The organism is Frateuria sp. GZRe14 (assembly GCF_051900395.1).
GTDB lineage: Bacteria > Pseudomonadota > Gammaproteobacteria > Xanthomonadales > Rhodanobacteraceae > Frateuria_A > Frateuria_A edaphi.
Genome location: NZ_JBHZGJ010000001.1, coordinates 1813831 through 1830156, shown reverse-complemented (window position 1 = coordinate 1830156; position 16326 = coordinate 1813831). Strand labels below are relative to the sequence as shown.

The 16326-nt window shown below is 66.2% G+C and carries 19 protein-coding genes and 1 tRNA gene; 17 read left to right on the top strand and 3 right to left on the bottom strand.

The features are described from left to right. Window positions 1-8: 8 nt before the first annotated feature. The 17 genes from ACFWZ1_RS08460 to ACFWZ1_RS08380 all read left to right on the top strand — a co-directional run bounded on the left by ACFWZ1_RS08460 (window position 9) and on the right by ACFWZ1_RS08380 (window position 13842). Entirely contained in the window at window positions 9-1562 is a 1554-nt protein-coding gene (locus ACFWZ1_RS08460; protein WP_439666068.1) for a DHA2 family efflux MFS transporter permease subunit, read from the top strand. Window positions 1563-1650: 88 nt separating this feature from the next. Next, entirely contained in the window at window positions 1651-2127 is a 477-nt protein-coding gene (gene phaR / locus ACFWZ1_RS08455) for a polyhydroxyalkanoate synthesis repressor PhaR (RefSeq protein ID WP_209623227.1), read from the top strand. A gap of 303 nt (window positions 2128-2430) precedes the next feature. After that, on the top strand, window positions 2431-3831 hold the full coding sequence (locus tag ACFWZ1_RS08450) for an FAD-dependent oxidoreductase (protein ID WP_439666067.1): 1401 nt from the start codon (window positions 2431-2433) through the stop codon (window positions 3829-3831). Beyond that, on the top strand, window positions 3824-4228 hold the full coding sequence (locus ACFWZ1_RS08445) for a DUF3293 domain-containing protein (RefSeq protein WP_439666066.1): 405 nt from the start codon (window positions 3824-3826) through the stop codon (window positions 4226-4228). Before ACFWZ1_RS08450 ends, ACFWZ1_RS08445 begins: the two co-directional genes overlap by 8 nt. A gap of 158 nt (window positions 4229-4386) precedes the next feature. Continuing rightward, window positions 4387-5019 (top strand): cytochrome c biogenesis heme-transporting ATPase CcmA, encoded by a 633-nt coding sequence (gene ccmA, locus ACFWZ1_RS08440; RefSeq protein WP_231325518.1) that lies wholly within the window; start codon window positions 4387-4389, stop codon window positions 5017-5019. Window positions 5020-5055: 36 nt separating this feature from the next. Further along, the gene (gene ccmB / locus ACFWZ1_RS08435; protein WP_231325516.1) at window positions 5056-5742 is read left to right on the top strand and encodes a heme exporter protein CcmB; all 687 of its coding nucleotides are present in this window, start codon (window positions 5056-5058) and stop codon (window positions 5740-5742) included. Between the two features lie 4 nt (window positions 5743-5746). Beyond that, on the top strand, window positions 5747-6517 hold the full coding sequence (locus ACFWZ1_RS08430) for a heme ABC transporter permease (protein ID WP_231325514.1): 771 nt from the start codon (window positions 5747-5749) through the stop codon (window positions 6515-6517). Further along, the gene (gene ccmD, locus ACFWZ1_RS08425; protein WP_231325512.1) at window positions 6514-6708 is read left to right on the top strand and encodes a heme exporter protein CcmD; all 195 of its coding nucleotides are present in this window, start codon (window positions 6514-6516) and stop codon (window positions 6706-6708) included. The genes ACFWZ1_RS08430 and ccmD overlap by 4 nt, the downstream gene beginning before the upstream one ends. Beyond that, complete coding sequence (gene ccmE, locus ACFWZ1_RS08420; RefSeq protein WP_439666065.1) at window positions 6705-7163, top strand: cytochrome c maturation protein CcmE; 459 nt, start codon at window positions 6705-6707, stop codon at window positions 7161-7163. Before ccmD ends, ccmE begins: the two co-directional genes overlap by 4 nt. Then, the gene (locus tag ACFWZ1_RS08415) at window positions 7160-9136 is read left to right on the top strand and encodes a heme lyase CcmF/NrfE family subunit (RefSeq protein WP_439666064.1); all 1977 of its coding nucleotides are present in this window, start codon (window positions 7160-7162) and stop codon (window positions 9134-9136) included. The genes ccmE and ACFWZ1_RS08415 overlap by 4 nt, the downstream gene beginning before the upstream one ends. Next, window positions 9133-9675 carry a DsbE family thiol:disulfide interchange protein gene (locus tag ACFWZ1_RS08410; protein ID WP_439666063.1) on the top strand — a complete coding sequence of 181 codons (543 nt, stop codon included), beginning with the start codon at window positions 9133-9135 and terminating at the stop codon, window positions 9673-9675. Before ACFWZ1_RS08415 ends, ACFWZ1_RS08410 begins: the two co-directional genes overlap by 4 nt. After that, window positions 9672-10193 (top strand): cytochrome c-type biogenesis protein, encoded by a 522-nt coding sequence (locus ACFWZ1_RS08405; protein WP_439666062.1) that lies wholly within the window; start codon window positions 9672-9674, stop codon window positions 10191-10193. Before ACFWZ1_RS08410 ends, ACFWZ1_RS08405 begins: the two co-directional genes overlap by 4 nt. After that, a complete protein-coding gene (locus ACFWZ1_RS08400) occupies window positions 10190-11221 on the top strand; it encodes a tetratricopeptide repeat protein (protein WP_439666061.1) in 1032 nt (343 codons plus the stop codon). The genes ACFWZ1_RS08405 and ACFWZ1_RS08400 overlap by 4 nt, the downstream gene beginning before the upstream one ends. After that, window positions 11218-12348 (top strand): homoserine O-acetyltransferase MetX, encoded by a 1131-nt coding sequence (gene metX / locus ACFWZ1_RS08395; RefSeq protein WP_439666060.1) that lies wholly within the window; start codon window positions 11218-11220, stop codon window positions 12346-12348. The genes ACFWZ1_RS08400 and metX overlap by 4 nt, the downstream gene beginning before the upstream one ends. Window positions 12349-12424: 76 nt before the next feature. Then, a complete protein-coding gene (locus ACFWZ1_RS08390; RefSeq protein ID WP_439666059.1) occupies window positions 12425-13006 on the top strand; it encodes a cysteine dioxygenase in 582 nt (193 codons plus the stop codon). 24 nt (window positions 13007-13030) lie between these two features. Then, window positions 13031-13116, top strand: a tRNA-Leu gene (locus ACFWZ1_RS08385). Between the two features lie 237 nt (window positions 13117-13353). Continuing rightward, a complete protein-coding gene (locus ACFWZ1_RS08380) occupies window positions 13354-13842 on the top strand; it encodes a hypothetical protein (RefSeq protein WP_439666058.1) in 489 nt (162 codons plus the stop codon). Between the two features lie 40 nt (window positions 13843-13882). On the opposite strand, the gene ACFWZ1_RS08375 is transcribed toward ACFWZ1_RS08380, so the two are convergent. From ACFWZ1_RS08375 to ACFWZ1_RS08365, 3 genes are all read right to left on the bottom strand, one after another. After that, on the bottom strand, window positions 13883-15445 hold the full coding sequence (locus ACFWZ1_RS08375; RefSeq protein ID WP_439666057.1) for an MASE1 domain-containing protein: 1563 nt from the start codon (window positions 15443-15445) through the stop codon (window positions 13883-13885). Window positions 15446-15635: 190 nt separating this feature from the next. Further along, a complete protein-coding gene (locus ACFWZ1_RS08370) occupies window positions 15636-16010 on the bottom strand; it encodes a response regulator (protein ID WP_439666056.1) in 375 nt (124 codons plus the stop codon). Window positions 16011-16018: 8 nt separating this feature from the next. Next, window positions 16019-16261 carry a DUF2188 domain-containing protein gene (locus ACFWZ1_RS08365; RefSeq protein ID WP_231325494.1) on the bottom strand — a complete coding sequence of 81 codons (243 nt, stop codon included), beginning with the start codon at window positions 16259-16261 and terminating at the stop codon, window positions 16019-16021. Window positions 16262-16326 lie beyond the last annotated feature (65 nt).

The window sequence follows — 16326 nt, the reverse complement described above, 5'->3', positions numbered from 1 at the left end:
CCCGCCCCATGGCCGCCACGCCCAACGACACCAAGCCGCTGCCGCCCCTCCACGGCAGCGCGCTGGTACTGCTCACCATCGCCGTCGCGTTCAGCACTTTCATGGAAGTGCTGGACATGACCATCGTCAACGTAGCCGTGCCGCACATCGCCGGCAGCCTGGGCGTGAGCCCGAGCGAAGGCACCTGGACGATCAGCTCCTATGCGCTGGCCAGCGCGATCATGCAGCCGTTGACGGGCTGGATCGCGCGGCGATTCGGCGAGGTGCGCAGCTTCGTCGTGTCGGTGCTGCTGTTCGTCACCTTCTCGATGGTGTGCGGACTGGCGACCTCGATGCCGCTGCTGGTGATCGCGCGCCTGCTGCAGGGCGCCGGTTCCGGCCCGATGGTGGCGCTTTCGCTCACGCTGTTGCTGTCCAGCTATCCCAAAGCCAAGCAAGGGATCGCGCTGGCGCTGTGGGCGATGACCGTGGTGGTCGCGCCGATCTTCGGCCCGATCCTGGGCGGCTGGTTGACCGACAACTTCTCATGGCCGTGGATCTTCTACATCAACCTGCCGGTGGGCCTGGCCGCGGCGGTGATCACCTGGGGCCTGCTGCACAAGCGCGAGACGAAGACCGCCAAGACGCCGATCGACGCGGTCGGGCTGGGACTGCTGGTGATCGGCGTGGGCGCGCTGCAGTTCATGCTGGACAACGGCAACGACCACGACTGGTTCGCCTCGCCGATGATCACCACGCTCGGGATCATCGCGCTGGTCTGCCTCACCTTCCTGATCGTGTGGGAACTGCATGCCAAGCACCCGGTCGTGGACCTGGCGCTGTTCAAGGAGCGCAACTTCACCGTCGGCGTCATTGCCCTGACGCTCGGCATGTTCGCCTTCTTCGGCATCAACGTGGTGTTCCCGCTGTGGCTGCAGGTGACGCTCAACTACACCGCCACCTGGGCAGGTCTGGCCACCGCGCCGGTGGGCGTGCTGGCCTTCCTGATGGCGCCCATATTGGGCCGCAATATGCACCGGCTCGACCTGCGCGGCGTGGTGACGTTCTCCTTCATCGTGTTTGCGATCACGTCCTACTGGTTCTCCACGTTCAACAGCCTGGCCTCGTTCTCATCACTGGTATGGCCGCGCTTCGTGATGGGCATTGCCATTCCCTGCTTCTTCATCCCCCTCAACCAGATCTACCTCTCCGGCCTGCCGCCGGAGCAGATCGCCAGCGCCACCGGCCTGTCCAACTTCTGCCGCACGATGGGGTCGAGCATCTCCACCGCGGTGACGGTGACGCTGTGGCAGCACCGCGGCGAAACCCACCACGCCACGCTGACCGAAAACATCGATACCACGCACACGGCCGCCACCGGCTTTCTGCAGCAGGCAACGCACATGGGCATGTCGCACACGCAGGGCCTCGGTCTGCTTAACCAGCTGGTCACCCGCGAATCGCTGACTTTGGCGGTGAACGACGTATTCCTCGCCTGCGCGGTGCTGTTCGTTCTGCTGATCCCGATCCTGTGGTTCGCCCGGCCGCCGTTCGGCAGCGCGGGCGGTGCGGTAGGCCATTGACGCGTAGCGGCATGGGTTTCTTTGCTGCACCGGCGGGTGCAGCATGGATGTCTGGTGCAGCGCAATACGTTCTGCTAGCGTGTGCCGCATGGCACAAAAACTGCGCATCATCAAGAAGTATCCGAACCGCCGGCTCTACGACACGGAGATTTCCAGCTACATCACGCTGGAAGAAGTCCGTCAGCTGGTACTGGACGGCGAAACTTTCGAGGTCCGCGATGCCAAGAGCGGCGAGGACCTGACCCGCTCGGTGCTTCTGCAGATCATCTCCGAGCACGAGGAGAAGGGGCAGCCGATGCTCTCTCCCCAACTGCTCAGCCAGATCATCCGTTTTTACGGTGATTCGTTGCAGGGGTTCATGGGCCCTTATCTGGAGCGCAGCCTGCAGGTCTTCCTCGACCAGCAGCAGCAGTTCCGCGCCCAGCTCAACAGCCTGATGGGACAAACGCCCTGGTCGATGCTCAACGAGCTCACCGAGCGCAACCTGGATGCCTGGAAGACCATGCAGCGCGGCTTCCTGGACGCCGCCGCGCAGACGCCGCCGAACAAGACCCGCAAGGGCTGAGCCAGCTCTTATCAGATAAATTGCCGTCCGCCGGGACGACATTCGCACCTTCTCCCCTCCGGGGAGACGGTTGGGATGAGGGGCCGGGGTTCGCGGGGAGCCATCGCTCCAGGGTTGTCGATCGACAACCTCGTTTTGACCACCTTCTTCCAAGACTTGCCCCTCACCCCAACCCTCTCCCCGGAGGGGAGAGGGAGCCAAAAGGCGCGCCGCACCCAGCCCTTTCTCGGGGGAGGGGAAGCGAGCCATTGCAACCCCGCGCCGCTTGCGGAACAGTTCGGCGATGCCCGCAACGGATCGCCCATGAGCAGCAAACCTTCCCTCACCCTGATTGGCGGCGGCCTGGTCGGCGCGCTGCTGGCCCAGCAGCTGGCGCGCCGCGGTTTCGCCGTGGATGTGTTCGAGAAGCGCCCCGACCCGCGCGTCGCCGGCTTCCTCGGCGGTCGCTCGATCAACCTGGCCCTGGCCGAACGCGGCCTGCAGGCGTTGCGCAGTGCGGGGCTGGCTGAAGACGTCCTGCAGCACGCCGTAATGATGCGCGGTCGAATGGTGCACACCACGGACGGCCGCAGCGGCCTGCAGCGCTACGGCGTGGACGACAGCGAGGTGATCTGGTCGGTCTCCCGTGGCGGGCTCAACATGCTGCTGCTGGACGCCGCCGAGGCGGCTGGCGTGCGTTTCCATTTCGGCCAAGGCCTGGTTTCGGCCGATTTCGATGCCGGCCGCATCCGCGTGGCCGATCTCGATGGCATCGAACGTGAGCTCGATGCTCCGGTAGTGATCGGCGCCGACGGCGCGGGCTCCGCGCTGCGCATGGCGATGAATGCCCACCACCCGCTGGGCGAGCGCACCGAGTGGCTGGGGCATGGCTACAAGGAACTGGAAATCCCGCCCGCTTCCCGGTTGCCGCACGCGCTGCTGCGCGACAGTGGCGGCCACGACCAGTACGCCATCGAGCCCAACGCGCTGCACATCTGGCCCCGTGGCGGCTACATGTGCATCGCCTTGCCCAACACCGAGGGCAGTTTCACCGTCACCTTGTTCCTGCCCACTCGAGGACCGCACCCGAGCTTCGCCACGGTGCCGGATGCGCGCGCGGCCGAGGCGTTCTTCCAGGACGATTTCGCGGATCTGCTGCCCCTGCTGCCCAGCTTCGCCGACGATTACGACGCCCATCCGGTGGGCACGCTTGCCACGCTTTACCTGGAGCGCTGGCACCTCGGCGGCCGCGCGTTGCTGGTGGGTGACGCTGCCCACGCCATCGTGCCTTTCCACGGCCAGGGCATGAACTGCGGATTCGAGGACACGGTGGTGTTGGCCGAGCTGCTGGAGGGCAACGGTCCGGCCGAAGCCTTCGCCGAGTTCCAGCGCATCCGCCAGCCCAACGCCGACGCGATCGCCGCCATGGCATTGGAAAACTACGTCGAAATGCGCGATTCGGTAGCCGATCCCCGCTATCTGGCCAAGCGCGAACTTGCCTCGCGCCTGGCTGCGCGGGCGCCGGAGCACTTCATGGCGCGCTACCGCATGGTTACCTTCACCCACCTGCCCTACGCCTACGCGCTCGAGCGTGGACGTGCGCAGGATGTGCTGCTGGAGCAGTTGCTGCGCGATTCCAACGATGTGGCCTCGGTCGACCTGGACGCCGCCGTGGCCACCCTCAAAGCCACGCTGCCGCCCCTGCCGCCGCTGCGCCATGGATGAGGAACTGCTGAAAGCCTACTGCCGCAGCGCCTATCGCGTGCGCCTGCGCTCGGGCGGCGCCGCCACCATCCGGATCGGCGAGCCGTTGCCGGTCGCATTACGACCGCTGGCCGGCAACCGCGACTGGGGCTTTTTCACCGCATGGAACCCGCGTTCCAGGCCACTGCCGCCGACGGTGAACCGCGCGGCCGAACGGCGCCTGCTAGCCGACCTGCGGGCCGATGCCTCGCTCGAGGTCCATCCGGCACTGGGCATGGGCACCGATGGCTGGCGCGAACCGAGCTTCTGGATCGTGGGCATCGGCCCGGAGGCGCTGGAGCGCCTGGGCGACCGGTACGGACAGAACGCCTGGCTGTTCGGGCACGGGGCGGGGGTTGCGGAGTTGCAGTTGGGCTGATTGCGACCTTCCGGCAAGGCGCTCCCATCCGCCTTTCGGCGCCTTCCCCCGCAGGCGGGGGAAGGCCCAATCAGCGTCCGGGGCCTTCCCCAAGCCTTCCCGGGTGCGCCTCCACACCGCATGGACAAGTTACGCACGCATTGCGGACAATCCCCGGGATGACCTCCGCCCACGCCATCCCGCTGCTGCAAGCGCGGGGCCTGTCCTTTCTGCGCGCCGACGAGCCGGTGTTCGGCCCGCTGGATTTCGCCCTGCACGCAGGCGAACTGGCGCTGGTCGAAGGCGACAACGGGAGCGGCAAGACCACCCTGCTGCGCCTGCTGGCCGGCCTGCTGCACATCGGCGAGGGCGAACTTCAGTGGCGCGGACAGCGCTGGAGCCGCGACGCCTGCGCGAGCGAGGTGCTGTTCCTGGGCCATCAGCTCGGCCTGAAGATGGACATGAGCCCGCGCGAGAACCTGCACATCGTCGCCGGCCTGCATGGCACGCGCGAGGGCCGCAGCGCGGCGTCCGTGCTGGGCGAGGTCGGCCTGGCCGGCTACGAGGACGAACCCGTACGTCGCTTGTCCGCGGGCCAGAAGAAGCGCGCCGCACTGGCGCGGTTGTTGCTGCTGCCGGCGGCCCTGTGGTTGCTGGACGAGCCGTACGCGAACCTGGACCGCGCAGGCATCGCGCTGGTCAACCGGCTGCTGGAAACGCACATCGCCGAGGGCGGCGCGGCGCTCGTCACCAGCCACGGCGCGGTGAGCTTCCACGGCGGCGAACCGAAGCGGATCCGCATGCATGTTTGAGATGGTTGGTTCGTCACCGACACCGGAGCTGCCTGCATGAGCCGGGCCTCGCTTGCGGTCGCCTGCGCGGCCGTGCTGCGGCGAGACCTCACGCTCGCCTGGCGCCGCCGCGGCGACATAGCCATGCCGGTGTTGTACGCGTTGATCGTGGCCACGCTCTTTCCGTTCGCGCTCGGGCCGGAGGATGCCCTGCTTCAGCGCATCGCCGGCGGTGTAGTGCTGGTCACCGTGCTGCTGGCGATGCTACTGGCGCTCGATGCCATGTTCCGCAGCGACATCGAGGACGGTTCGCTGGAGCAACTGGTACTTGCACCCCAGCCGCTGGCGATGATGCTGGCGATGAAGATTCTCGCCCACTGGCTCACCACCGCGCTTCCGCTGATCGTGATCGCACCGCTGCTGGCCGGCATGCTGCACCTGCCCGTGCCGGTGATGGGCGTACTCATGCTGGCGTTGCTGCTGGCCACGCCGATGCTCAGCCTGCTGGGCGCGGTGCTGGTCGCGCTGACGGCCGGAACGCGGCGCTCTGGTATGCTGCTCGCCCTGATGCTGCTGCCACTGTGCGTGCCGGTGGTCATCTTTGCCGCAGGTGCGGTCGCGGCCGCCCAACAGGGGTTACCGTGGGTTGCCCCGATCGCCTGGCTCGGTGCGGCGCTCGCCCTGGCCCTGGTGCTTGCACCGCTCGCCTGCGCCGCCGCCCTTCGCATTGCTTTGGACGCCTGACACCATGTCCAAGTGGATTCCCCTCTGGCTGCACAAGCTCGGCTCGCCGCCGATCTTCTACCGCTTCGCCGGCACGCTGCGGCCATGGTTCCTGGCGCTGGCGCTGATCGCCGGGGCGATCGGCCTGTACGGCGGACTGGTGTTGGCGCCCGCTGATTACCAGCAGGGCGACGCCTACCGGATCATCTTCATCCACGTGCCCAGCGCGTGGATGGGGCTGTTCATCTATGGCGTGATGGCGGTGGCTTCGTTCATCGCCCTGGTCTGGCGCATCAAGCTGGCCGAAGCGGTGGCCATGGAATCGGCGCCGATCGGCGCAGCGTTCACCTTCATCACCCTGGTCACCGGTTCGCTGTGGGGCAAGCCGATGTGGGGCACCTGGTGGACCTGGGACGCGCGACTGACCTCCGAGCTGGTGCTGCTGTTCCTGTACCTGGGCGTGATCGGGCTGTACCACGCCTTCGAGGACCGCCGGCAAGGCGCCCGGGCCGCCGCGTTCCTGGCCATCATCGGCATCATCAACGTGCCGATCGTGCACTTCTCGGTGAACTGGTGGAACACGCTGCACCAGGGCTCGACCGTACGCATCCTTGGCCCCTCCAAGATCAGCATGGACATGTTGTGGCCGCTGCTGACCATGATGCTGGCGACCAAGCTGTACTACGTGGCCAGCCTGTTCGGACGCGTGCGTGCGGACCTGCTCGAGCTCGAAGGCGGCAAGGACTGGGTGCGCAGGATCGCCACCGGCGGACAGGCCTCGGGGGAACAGGCATGAGCCAGTTCCTCGCCATGGGCGGTTACGCCGCATACGTGTGGCCGGCTTATGCCGTGTTTTTCATCGTGCTGCTGGCCGATTTCATTTCCCCGCTGCTGCGCCGCCGCCGCAACTTGCGTGAACTTCGCGCCCGACTGGCGCGTCAAACGGCGCGCCAGCAACGCGCCGCCTCGCCCGCCGTGAATCCATGAACCCGACCCGCAAACGCCGCCTGATCATCGTCCTGCTCGTGCTCGCCGCCGCCTTGGTGGCGGTGGGGCTGACCGTGTTCGCCCTGCAGCAGAACATGAACTACCTGTTTACCCCGAGCCAGGTGCGCGCCGGCCAGGCCGAGGCGTACAAGACCTTCCGCCTTGGCGGCATGGTCAAGGCCGGCTCGATCGAGCGCTCGGGCGAGTCGCTCAAGGTCGGCTTCACCGTCATCGACGCCGACGGCGCGATGCCGGTCGAGTACACCGGCATCCTTCCGGACCTGTTCCGCGACAACCAGTCGGTGATCGCCACGGGACACATGGCTGACGGTCATTTCGTGGCGACCGAAGTGCTGGCCAAGCACGATGAAACCTACATGCCCAAGGAACTGAAGGACGCCATGGAGAAGGCGCACCACGGCAAGACCGTGGCCGCCAACGAGGCCCCGCAATGACTCCCGAACTTGGCCAGCTCGCCCTTATCCTCGCCATGCTGCTCGCCCTGGCGCAGGGCGTGCTTCCGCTGGTCGGCGCCTGGCGCGGCAATCGCGCGCTGATGGCAACCGCGCGCCCGGCCGCCGCAGGCCAGGCGGTATTCGTGGCGCTGGCGTTCGGCCTGCTGGTGTGGGCGTTCCTGACGTTCGATTTCTCGGTCCAGTACGTAGCCGACAACTCGAACCTCGCCCTGCCCTGGTACTACCGCATCGCTGCGGTATGGGGCGCGCACGAAGGTTCGATGCTGCTGTGGGTGCTGATCCTCAACGTCTGGACGGTCGCACTGGCCGCCTTCAGCCGCCAGTTGCCGGAGGAGTTCCTGGCGCGCGTGCTGGGCGTGCTCGGCATCGTGGCGGTCGGCTTCCTGGCCTTCATCGTCTTCACCTCCAATCCCTTCGCGCGCCTGCTGCCGATGCCGCCTGACGGTGGCGACCTGAACCCGGTGCTGCAGGACCCGGGTATGACCTTCCACCCGCCCGTGCTGTACATGGGCTACGTAGGCTTCTCGGTGGCCTTCGCCTTCTCCATCGCCGCGCTGCTGGGCGGCTCGCTGGAACAGGGCTGGGTGCGTTGGGCCCGACCGTGGACCAACGCCGCCTGGGCGTTCCTCACCTGCGGCATCGTCGCCGGCAGCTGGTGGGCCTACGCGGAGCTGGGCTGGGGTGGTTGGTGGTTCTGGGATCCGGTCGAAAACGCCAGTTTCATGCCGTGGCTGGTGGGCGTGGCGCTGATCCATGCGCAGGCGGTGACCGAGAAGCGCGGTTCACTCCGCGCATGGACGATCCTGCTTTCGATCTTCGCTTTCTCGCTGTCGCTGCTGGGTACCTTCCTGGTGCGCTCGGGCGTGCTGACCAGCGTGCATGCGTTCGCCTCCGATCCGCGCCGCGGCCTGTACATCCTGGCCTTCCTGGCGATCGTGATCGGCGGTTCGCTGCTGCTGTACGCGGTGCGTGCCCCGAAAGTCGCCGGCGGCAAGTCGTTCGCGTTGCTCTCACGGGAGACGGTGATCCTGATCGCCAACCTGATGTTCACCGTGGCCGCTGCCATGGTGCTGCTGGGCACGCTGTTCCCGCTGATCGGGGACGCGCTGCACCTGGGCAAGATCTCGGTCGGCCCGCCCTACTTCGGCTTCCTGTTCCCGCTGCTGATGCTGCCGGTGGTCCTGTTGTTGCCGTTCGGTCCGTTCCTGCGCTGGGGCAAGAGCGAGGCCGGCCCGCTCAAGAGCGTGCTGCTGCGGGTGACCATCGCCGCGGTCGCGTGCGCGATCGTGGCCGCGTTCTTCGTGCAGGGTCAGGCGAAGGCGATCGCCGGCGTGGCAGCGGCGGTGTGGTGCGGCGTCGGAACGCTGCTTTACGTCTACAAGCGCTGGCGCGAGATGCCGCGCGGGCGGCGCTACCCCGCCGAGATGGCCGGCATGCTGCTGGCGCATTTCGGCCTGGGCGTGTTCCTTGTCGGCGTGCTGCTGTCCGAGTCCCTGAGCGTCACCCGCGACGTGCGCATGGCGCCGGGCGATACGCAGACCGTGGGCGCCTACACGTTCCGCTTCGATGGCGTGGACGCCACCCGCGGTCCCAACTGGCACGCCGAGCAAGGCACGGTCACGGTGATGCGTGACGGCAAGACGATCGACGTCATGCACCCACAGAAGCGTACCTATCCGCGCGGTCAGGTGCAGACCGAATCGGCGATCGACCCGGGCGTCACCCGCGATCTCTATGTGGCCCTCGGCGAGCCGATGGATCCGAACAAGCTCGAAGGCGCCTGGGCGCTGCGGCTCTACGCCAAGCCGTTCGTGCGCTGGATCTGGGCAGGTGGCCTGTTCATGATGCTGGGCGGTTTCGTGGCCGGCGCGGACAAGCGCTTCCGGGCCAGACGCTCGGCCGCCAAGGTTGCGGCCGAGCCCGTCCTCCCGGTCGAGGAATCACGTGCATGAGCCGTTCGCTGCCGCTGATCGGCTTCCTGATGCTGGTGGGTCTGTTTGGTTTCGGCATCTGGTGGAATACCCGGCATGACCCGCGCGAGGTGCCATCGCCACTGATCGGCAAGCCGGCGCCCGAGTTCGTTCTGCCGTTGCTGGACGACCCCACCAGGACGGTCAGCAAGGCCTCGATGCTGGGCAAGCCTTACCTGGTCAACGTGTTCGCCAGCTGGTGCATCGCCTGCGGCGAGGAGCATCCGGTGCTCATGGCCGAAGGCCGCACTCTGGGGGTTCCATTGGTCGGTTACGATTACAAGGACGCGCCCGAGGATGCCAAGGCTTGGCTTGCCCAGCACGGCAATCCGTACGACATGGTGATCGCCGACCAGCCCGGCCGCACCGCCATCGACTTTGGCGTGTACGGCGCGCCGGAAAGCTTCCTGATCGATGCCAGGGGTACGATCCGCTACAAGCACATCGGGCCGTTCACGCCCGAAGTGATCGAGCGCGAGCTCAAGCCGCTGATCGCGCAGCTCAAGCAGGAGGCGCCATGAGCGTCCTGCTTCCCTGCCGGAGTGCTCTTGGGCGCGGGCGCGCGGCATGCGGGCCGCGCCCGGGGGCGCTCCTGCAGTTGCTCTTCGCGCTGTTCATCGCGTTCTCGGGCGTGGCGAACGCCCAGGCGATCGACCCGCTGCCCTTCAAGGATCACGCCCAGGAAATCCGATTCCAGAACCTGACGCGCCAGCTGCGCTGCCTGGTCTGCCAGAACGAGAACCTCGCCGACTCCAACGCCGACCTGGCGCGCGATCTGCGCCATGAGGTGTTCGGCCTGATGCAGCAGGGCAAGACGGATGACCAGATCAAGCAATACCTGGTCGACCGGTACTCCGACTTCGTGCTGTACGACCCGCCGGTCAAGCCGTCCACCTGGCTGCTCTGGTTCGGTCCCGCGCTGTTCCTGCTGATGGGTGGCGCGGTCGTACTGATGACCATCCGCAAACGCGGCCGCGCCACACGCATCGACAGCCGGCTGGTCGACAACGCCACGATCGAACAAGGGGACGATTGGTGAAGCTCGCGTTCTACCTGATCGCTGCCGCGATGATCGCGGCGGCGCTCGCGCTGCTGCTCTGGCCACTGGTGCGGCACGGTCGGCGCCAGGGCCGCCCTGGCGGCCTGTTCGCAGTGGTGCTGGCGGTCGCCTTCGTCGTGCCCCTGGCCGCTGGCGGGATCTATCTGCTGGTGGGAACGCCGGTGGCACTCGACGGCGTTGCGGCACAGCCGTCGATGGACATCGACCAGGCTGTCACCGAGCTGCGCGACCATCTCAAGCAGCAGCCGGATGACCTGCAAGGCTGGATGTTGCTGGCACAGACCGAGGCGGCCCTTCACCAGAACGCGCAAGCGCGCGAAGCCTACGACCAGGCGCTGCGCCTGGATCCGAAGAATGGCGCGGCGATGGTCGGATGGGCCGAGGCCGATTCGATGGTTCGCGACGACCACCGCATCGAGGGCCGTGCCCTCGATCTGCTCAAGCAGGCGGTGCAGTCCGATCCAGCCAACCAGCGCGGTCTTTGGCTGCTCGGCATCAGCCAGTTCCAGCACGAGGATTACGCCGCCTCGGCCGCCACCTGGCGCCGCCTGCAACCATTGTTGGAGCCGGGCTCCAACGTGGCCAAGGCGGTGACCGAGCAGATCGCCGTGGCCGAAGCGCGTGCCGGCGGGAAACCGGCCTCCGCCACCAACGTTGAAGGCCCCCGCCTCACGGTGCGGGTGCAGCTTGCCCCCGCGTTGCGCGACAAGCTCAAGCCCGGCGCCGCGCTTTTCGTCTACGCGCGCGCCGAACGGGGACCGCCGATGCCGCTTGCCGTGGCACGGCTGGATGCTTCGCAATTGCCGGCCACGGTCACGCTGACCGACGCCATGGCGATGGCGCCGCAGCTGAAGCTCTCCTCGGCGGACAAGGTGCTCGTCGGCGCGCGGATCAGCGCCAGCGGCCAGGCCATCGCCCAGGCCGGCGACCTGGAGGGTGATGCCGGCGTGGTGGCGGTGGACCAGGCCGGGCCGATCCGGATCGTCATCGACAAGGTCCACCCATGACCACGCACGCGCCCGACGCCCGTCGCTACCATGCCCTGCCCTCGCCGTTCGCGATGAAGCGCGGCGGCCAGTTGCAGGCGGCGCGGGTCGCGTACGAAACCTGGGGTCAGCTGAGGCAGAATCGCGACAACGCCGTGCTGATCCTCACCGGTCTCTCGCCCAGTGCGCACGCCGCCTCCAACGCAGACGACCCGACGCCAGGCTGGTGGGAGGAGATGCTCGGTCCGGGCAAGGCGATCGACACCGATCGATGGTTCGTGATCTGCGTGAACTCGCTGGGCAGCGACAAGGGCTCGACCTGCCCGGCTTCGATCGACCCGGCCACCGGCGAGCCCTACCGTCTGCGCTTCCCGGAGCTGGCGCTGGAGGATGTGGCCAACGCCGCCTTCGATCTGGTGCGCCACGGCCTCGGCATCGAACAGCTGGCCTGCCTCATCGGCTGTTCGATGGGCGGGATGGGCGCGCTGGCCTATATGGTTCTGCACCCGGACAGCGTACGTGCGCATGTCAGCGTGGACACCGCGCCGCAGGCGCAACCCTTCGCCATCGCCATCCGCTCGCTGCAACGCGAGGCGATCCGGCTCGATCCGCAGTGGAACGGCGGTGACTACGACATCCATGACAGCGACGGTGGCCGCTATCCCGAGATGGGCATGAGCATCGCGCGCAAGCTGGGCGTGATCACCTACCGATCCGCGATGGAATGGAACGGCCGATTCGCGCGCATCCGGCTGGATCCGGAAAAGCGCGAGGAGGAGCCGTTCGGTTTCGAGTTCCAGGTCGAGTCCTACCTGCAGGGCCACGCGCAACGCTTCGTGCGCAGCTTCGATCCCAACTCCTACCTCTATCTGTCGCGCGCCAGCGACTGGTTCGACATCGGCGAGTACGGTGGTGGCGACATCATGGAAGGCCTCAAGCGCATCCGGATCGAGCGCGCGCTTGTGATCGGCGTCAGCACCGACATCCTGTTTCCGCTCGAACAGCAGGAACAGATCGCCACCGGGCTTTCGGCCGCCGGCGCCCAGGTGGAATTCGTGGCGCTGGACTCGCCGCAGGGCCACGACGCCTTCCTCGTGGACATTCCCAACTACAGCCGCGCCATCGGTGGCTTCCTCGCCCGTGTGTGAATCCCTGACGAGTCCGTCTCGGCTGGCTAACAGTCGTGCGCTAAACTCCGCGTGAAGTCGCACCGCGAGAATCCCCATGCTCACTACGGAATTTCCCGGCTGCCGCGAACTGATCGATGCGATCGATCATGCCGTCGGCATGGAAACCACCTTTGCCGTCACCGACACCCTGCGCAACGGCCTGTGCAAGCTGATGCGCACCGGTGCAGTCAAGCTGCCCGATTGCGTGTTCGAGACCGCCGAAGGCCGCTACGCCCGACGTGAGCTCTACCGCAGCGAGAAACACGGCTACTGCGTCGTGGCGATGACCTGGGGCCCCGGACAGGGGACGCCGATCCACGACCACTGCGGCATGTGGTGCGTCGAGGGCGTCTGGAGCGGCGCGCTGGAGGTGGTGCAATACGAGCGACTCGCCGACGAGGACGGCCATTGCCGCTTCCAGCCGGTCGGCTCGATCCAGGCTGGTCCAGGGTCGGCGGGCAGCCTGATCCCGCCGCACGAATACCACACGATCCGCAACCCCAGCGAAGACGCCATCGCGGTCAGCCTGCACATCTATGCGGGCAACATGACCCGCTGCGCGATCTTCCGGCCACTGCCCGAGGATCACGGCTACGAGCGCTGCGAGCGCCAACTGGGACTCGACCCGGTGCACTGAGCCGGGCATAATCCCCCTTCTTGTGCCGGTGTGGCGGAATGGTAGACGCGGCGGACTCAAAATCCGCTTCTGGCGACAGAGTGTAGGTTCGAGTCCTATCACCGGTACCACAAGATCCGTATCGAAAGAGCCCGCCACGCGCGGGCTTTTTTTTGTCCGGCATTGCGAGAGAACAGTCATCCATCAGTCGACGTGCCGGACGCTGCAATTGGAAACCCGCGGTCCACCACCGCGACAACCGCCGCACAGGTTTGCATTAGCACTCGCGACTTCTCAAAAAGATCACTTTTGCTGCTGATAGAGTGGCGAAGCTCAATCAGTGAGCAATCAACTAGGGGAAAATTGTCATGAGCAAATCTTCGTTTCGTCGCGCCATTTGTGCGAGCCTGATCGCCATGGGGATTGCGGGCACCGCCGTGTCGGCAGCGCCCCTCAATGAAGGTCTGGGACAGGCTTGGCCCAATGCACAGGATGTAAGCGCAAATGGGCATTGGCATGTATATGTATTCGCCAATAACGGAATTCACTACATACAGGTCAACGACACCAGCGGTAATGTTCGTGTCGCATTCGGCACCGCCGGCGGCCAGTTCCTGGTTCTTCCCATGGGGCGCGATGCCCAGCGTGTTTCCACGCCACAGCAATCGTCGGCTGCGGACACCACGGCGGTACCGCTGACCTCCTACACCGAAACCGTGTACAAGGATGGCGATATCCAGCTCGACGCCGTACCGATGAGTGATGGGACCACGCGTTTCTCGGTATCACCGCTTACAACGACCAGCCTTGTGTCCCCGTGCGATAATCCGGCCGAATGCAATGGCCACCTGAATTGACAGCAAAAAAAAACCGCCTCGAAAGGCGGTTTTTTTTGTTTTACGAAATATCGGGATCGTAGAGTATGACGCTGACGCGCTGGCCGCCCCCCAACGCTCGTTCCCGCGCCCTTCCCTCGAAGATGATCGCCCTGTCCTTGATGGCTCCCAAGCCGAGGCCACTGCCCCCCAGTGCGGGAAACAGATCGTCCCAACGCACCTTGCCGAGCTGGGCGTAGTCGACCTGGGCATCCACGCAGAGTACCGCCCAGCGACGTCCTCCAAAGGACCCGCATCGCAGCTGCAAGCTGATGCGGCTGACGTTTCGCTTTGAACAGGCGAGGGTTACGGCCTCGCACGCCAGCCGGTAAAGCGCGATGCGCAGACCGTTGGACAACTCGTCGAGTTCGGCGCCCCTGATGTTGCACCAATAGGCGATGCCCGCCTCGTCCAGCGCGCGCGGCATCGCTCCCTCGCGCAGCGCGGCCCTCAAACCTCGCTCCTGCCAGGCCAAGGGATACAGCGAATCAGCGAGCCGGTACATCTGATGCTGCGTGATCGCCGCTTGCCGACAGTAGCTGCGCTCGTCGGTCCCGGGCAGCAGACAGCGCAGCCTGCCAAGCAGCTGGGCATAGGAAGCCTGGATGAGGCCGCTCATCTGCTCGAGGGCGTGGGAGGTTTGCCGCAGCTGCAATTCACCCAGGGAAATGTTGCGCTGGGCCACCGCAAACGCCATGCGGGCGTCTGTCAGCTTGCGATCCTCTCTTTCGTGTAGCGCTGCAATGCGCCCGCCGAGCATCAGCATGGTGGTGGTGGTAAAGGCAACGAACACCTGCGCGTGCAGCGTGTCGCTATCTTCGACTGCCGGCATCGAAAGCACGACCGCGATACTGGCTACGGTCCCACCTACGGCAGCTCCGCGCCAACCATGTCGCAGCGAGAGCCACGCCACGGGCAGGAACATCGCGACCCTGGCTTCCTCCCCGGCCTCGCCCGGGACACTCGATGCCAGCCAGACCAGCAATGCCAGCGACGGAAGCAGCAAGCACGCCGTATCCATGACCAGACGGCTTTCCGAAAAGCGCGTCCAAAGCCCGGCTCCATCGCTGGTGGCCAATGCCTCGCGCACAAGCAAGACAACTGGCACGAGGGCGAGCATGCCCATGTAGTTGCCCACGAAGTACCAGCCGGCGACCACCAGCATCTTGACCTCGAAATGATCGACCTCCACGCCGCGCATCATCGAATACGTGGCCATGTTCACGGTCGTTCCGATAAGGGCGACCAGGAAGATCGTCAGCAGCAGGACGTTGGTATTCGTCGTGGATGGCGTGGGGAAAAGACGCCGGCGTTCCCGGCACCAGCGCGCGACCGGCATGGCGAACAGCATCGGCGGCACCATGTACGTGCTGCCCCACAGCCAGCCGTACACGCTTGCGCAATCCACGGCGTTGCCGACCAGCGCCGCTCCCTCGCCGACGGCGAGCGCGGGCCAGTAGCGATACGGAACGAACAGCAACGCGCTGAGTCGGACGCCGGCAAACACTGCCCAGTGGGAGAAGGACAGGTGGTGCGCTGCGCTATATGCAAGCGCGTAGGCGGCGGCTACGGCGACCTGGCGCATCCAGGCGCGCTTCCATAGTTCCCGTGGCATCTTCCCTTCCCCCGGCATCCCGAGCCCCACCTGCTCAGAGCGTTCATCCGTATAAATCAACCGAATTCCGCGTGAAATCGCGATGAATCCGGCCAGTCCCGATCCTAACCGAAGCAAGGCTCCGTTGCTTCCACGTATTGGCGGCGACGAGATCGAAGGCCTAGCAAGAATAGGACGATGCGAGCTCGGCCACCATCCGGAACAGGTCGTTTCGGTGGAATGGCTTCTGCAGGGTGGGGCGTTCCTGCCAGGGTTCGCGCAGGCCATGGGCGCCATAGCCGGTGGCGAAGGCGAAGGGGATCTCGCGGGCCGCCAGGGCCTCCGCGACGGGGTACACCTCGTCGCCCCCGACGTTCACGTCGAGGATCGCCAGATCGATCGCTTCCGTGCGAGCGGCTTCCACCGCCTGTTCGATGCGCGCCATCGGCCCGATGATGGTGTGGCCGGCCTCGGAAAGCATGTCTTCCAGCAACATGGCCACCAGCATCTCGTCTTCGACCAGCAGAATCCGCCAGGGGCCGGACGTCTTTTCCATTGGGTTACCTATTGCAACAGAGTCGTGGAGTCCGGATCGGCCAGTTCATGCCAGCTGCCGTCGCTCTCCTGCACGCGCACCGGCGGATGCTGGAGACCCCAGGCGCGCGCCAGCTTGGCACGCACCCGCACGGCCGCCGAGATCGCCTCGGCGCGCGTGGGATAGGTTCCCACACGGGAGGCATCCCCCTTCACGATCCAGGGAGCCTCACCGCTGAACGGCACGAACAAGCGTACGGTTTCCGGATTCATTGCGCCCTCCCCCCGGAAGGCTCCGCCTGCCGGGCATCCGGCGAGCAGCGCGCAACCGCTGGCCG

Bases quoted from the DNA above. Each gene is read 5' to 3' on its own strand.
- ACFWZ1_RS08460 (WP_439666068.1), top strand. From the start codon at position 9: ATGGCCGCCACGCCCAACGACACCAAGCCGCTGCCGCCCCTCCACGGC.
- phaR (WP_209623227.1), top strand. From the start codon at position 1,651: ATGGCACAAAAACTGCGCATCATCAAGAAGTATCCGAACCGCCGGCTC.
- ACFWZ1_RS08450 (WP_439666067.1), top strand. From the start codon at position 2,431: ATGAGCAGCAAACCTTCCCTCACCCTGATTGGCGGCGGCCTGGTCGGC.
- ACFWZ1_RS08445 (WP_439666066.1), top strand. From the start codon at position 3,824: ATGGATGAGGAACTGCTGAAAGCCTACTGCCGCAGCGCCTATCGCGTG.
- ccmA (WP_231325518.1), top strand. From the start codon at position 4,387: ATGACCTCCGCCCACGCCATCCCGCTGCTGCAAGCGCGGGGCCTGTCC.
- ccmB (WP_231325516.1), top strand. From the start codon at position 5,056: ATGAGCCGGGCCTCGCTTGCGGTCGCCTGCGCGGCCGTGCTGCGGCGA.
- ACFWZ1_RS08430 (WP_231325514.1), top strand. From the start codon at position 5,747: ATGTCCAAGTGGATTCCCCTCTGGCTGCACAAGCTCGGCTCGCCGCCG.
- ccmD (WP_231325512.1), top strand. From the start codon at position 6,514: ATGAGCCAGTTCCTCGCCATGGGCGGTTACGCCGCATACGTGTGGCCG.
- ccmE (WP_439666065.1), top strand. From the start codon at position 6,705: ATGAACCCGACCCGCAAACGCCGCCTGATCATCGTCCTGCTCGTGCTC.
- ACFWZ1_RS08415 (WP_439666064.1), top strand. From the start codon at position 7,160: ATGACTCCCGAACTTGGCCAGCTCGCCCTTATCCTCGCCATGCTGCTC.
- ACFWZ1_RS08410 (WP_439666063.1), top strand. From the start codon at position 9,133: ATGAGCCGTTCGCTGCCGCTGATCGGCTTCCTGATGCTGGTGGGTCTG.
- ACFWZ1_RS08405 (WP_439666062.1), top strand. From the start codon at position 9,672: ATGAGCGTCCTGCTTCCCTGCCGGAGTGCTCTTGGGCGCGGGCGCGCG.
- metX (WP_439666060.1), top strand. From the start codon at position 11,218: ATGACCACGCACGCGCCCGACGCCCGTCGCTACCATGCCCTGCCCTCG.
- ACFWZ1_RS08390 (WP_439666059.1), top strand. From the start codon at position 12,425: ATGCTCACTACGGAATTTCCCGGCTGCCGCGAACTGATCGATGCGATC.
- ACFWZ1_RS08380 (WP_439666058.1), top strand. From the start codon at position 13,354: ATGAGCAAATCTTCGTTTCGTCGCGCCATTTGTGCGAGCCTGATCGCC.
- ACFWZ1_RS08375 (WP_439666057.1), bottom strand. From the start codon at position 15,445: ATGCGCCAGGTCGCCGTAGCCGCCGCCTACGCGCTTGCATATAGCGCA.
- ACFWZ1_RS08370 (WP_439666056.1), bottom strand. From the start codon at position 16,010: ATGGAAAAGACGTCCGGCCCCTGGCGGATTCTGCTGGTCGAAGACGAG.
- ACFWZ1_RS08365 (WP_231325494.1), bottom strand. From the start codon at position 16,261: ATGAATCCGGAAACCGTACGCTTGTTCGTGCCGTTCAGCGGTGAGGCT.